Raw genomic sequence first — 1,940 nt, 5'->3', positions numbered from 1 at the left:
TGTCTCAATCTAGCCGTCCTATCCAAAATTCCCGGATCTTTTAACTTATTTTTACATTCGTGCAAGAAATTCTCTCACTCTAATTTAACCCCGACTATTAGTACGATCCATCACTCGTTTCAGTGGACTTGAGCAACAGTTTAGGCAATGCTCCAACTTTATTAGTACGGCTTCAGACCCTCATAACACCTATGCCAAGAATGTCAGTCATTCCCAAGAGTCCTGAATTGTCACAGTTGCCAAATCCTGACGCTGTTGTCCTCACAGCCACTTGCAAATTTCTGACCATCAAAACTAATAGCCATGCTGCCTACCTGCCAGGAATAGCCTGCGATCACTCGTATTTCCCGGTTTGCTTCTAGATCCCACAATCGAATCAACTTATCGTCAGCGCAGATCGCTAACGCCTGACCATCAGGGCTAAACTGGAGCGCCGTTACAGTGGAGCGCAAGCCCAAAATCGCTTTCAGTTCCGCTCCCGTGGGAATATTCCACAACTTGAGGCTGCGATCATTACTGGCAACAGCTAGCGTCGCTCCATCAGGACTAAAAGCGATCGCACTTACTGCCATCTTTGTCTCTGTCAGCGTTTGCCGTTCCCGTCCAATGCTGACCTCCCACAGCTTGACTGTCTTATCGGCACTACCACTTGCTAGCAAAACACCATCGGGACTGAATGCGATCGCATTCACCGCTAATCCATGTCCCGTAAACGTCCGTATCTCCTCACCCGTAGTAACGTCCCACAATTTGATCGTCTTGTCGGCACTACCACTCGCCAGCATCCGACCATCCGGGCTAAAGGCAATCGTGTTTACGGTCAGCTTATGTCCTGCCAAGCTACGAATTTCTACCCCAGATTTCACATCCCACAATTTGATCGTCTTGTCGGCACTGCAACTTGCCAGTATCCGACCATCGGCCCTGAACGTAACCGATCGCACTTGGCTTGAGTGACCTGAGAGAACCTGCACAGATTCCTCAGTAACCAGCGTCCACAGGCTTTTTGATTGCGTTTCGGTAGCAGGGGTGGAGGTAGAAACTGGAGGTTTGGCTGGAAAGCTCTGAATGGGTTCCGGCTGCGTCGGAACTTTAATCGTAGTCTTTCTCTCTGAAACCCCTTCAACAAAAGAATCACTCGATGATACAACTGTCGATCCACTCTTACCTGATTGCGAAGAGGCCGCCTCATTTGTTTGTAAAGGAGGTTGGGGAGAAATGATCGGGCTACACTCAAAAAGAAATTCTGGCCCGTTGCGACTTAGAGTAATGCGATCACCTGTCTTCAAAGTGTGCTGTCCAAGTAGCCGAGTCTCATTAATGTAAGTACCATTTGAGCTATTCAAATCATGAATCTGCCACACCGGTTGAGGATTACTGGCTACTTGCACAATCTGAGCGTGATACTTTGAGACAGTTGGGTACTGTTTAGAGTCAAGAACAATCAAACAATCTAATTCACGTCCCAGAAGAGCCTGCTGCTCTAGCGGGTAGGTGCCTTGCCCACCAGTACCGCCAGAAGAACTACAAGGTGTTAATGTCGCTCTCCATTGTGTTGTATCTGTCATAATCTCTAGCCCTCTGACTGTTTATTGTATGTAGACTCAAGCCTGAAGCTCATAATGAACTGTGACAATTTTTTCTCCCTGCCTGTATCACCTCTAGGTTCACGGTTCCCATGTTTCATTCTCATACCTAATTACATCGACAATTCTCTATACAAACGCAAAGCTTCCGCGATTGATTTGAACCTGATGTGGTTTGACTCTGATGAGCGATAGAACTTCGCCGGTGCTGAACAACCATTATTCAAAGCGATTGCCTTAAAATCTCATATTTTTTCAACCTTCCATCCAGCCTGACTCCCAACTTTGTCGGCTCGGATGAATACAAAAGCCCCCCGCTTGAATAGATCGCCGCTGGGCTTAACTCCGATGAGC

General features: G+C 47.4%; 1 protein-coding gene. It reads right to left on the bottom strand.

Annotated features, from left to right (window positions below; genetic code table 11):
* Nucleotides 1-230 precede the first annotated feature (230 nt).
* Nucleotides 231-1,568, bottom strand: coding sequence for a WD40 domain-containing protein (locus QUA54_RS34115; RefSeq protein ID WP_333419448.1), 1,338 nt, complete (start codon nt 1,566-1,568; stop codon nt 231-233).
* Nucleotides 1,569-1,940: the final 372 nt, after the last annotated feature.

This window comes from Microcoleus sp. MOSTC5 (assembly GCF_036701825.1).
Lineage (GTDB): Bacteria > Cyanobacteriota > Cyanobacteriia > Cyanobacteriales > Microcoleaceae > Microcoleus > Microcoleus asticus.
The sequence above is the reverse complement of the archived record's forward strand: the minus strand, read 5'-3'. Positions and strand labels throughout refer to the sequence as shown.

Coding starts and splice junctions, on each gene's coding strand:
- QUA54_RS34115 (WP_333419448.1), bottom strand. CDS start 1,568: ATGACAGATACAACACAATGGAGAGCGACATTAACACCTTGTAGTTCT.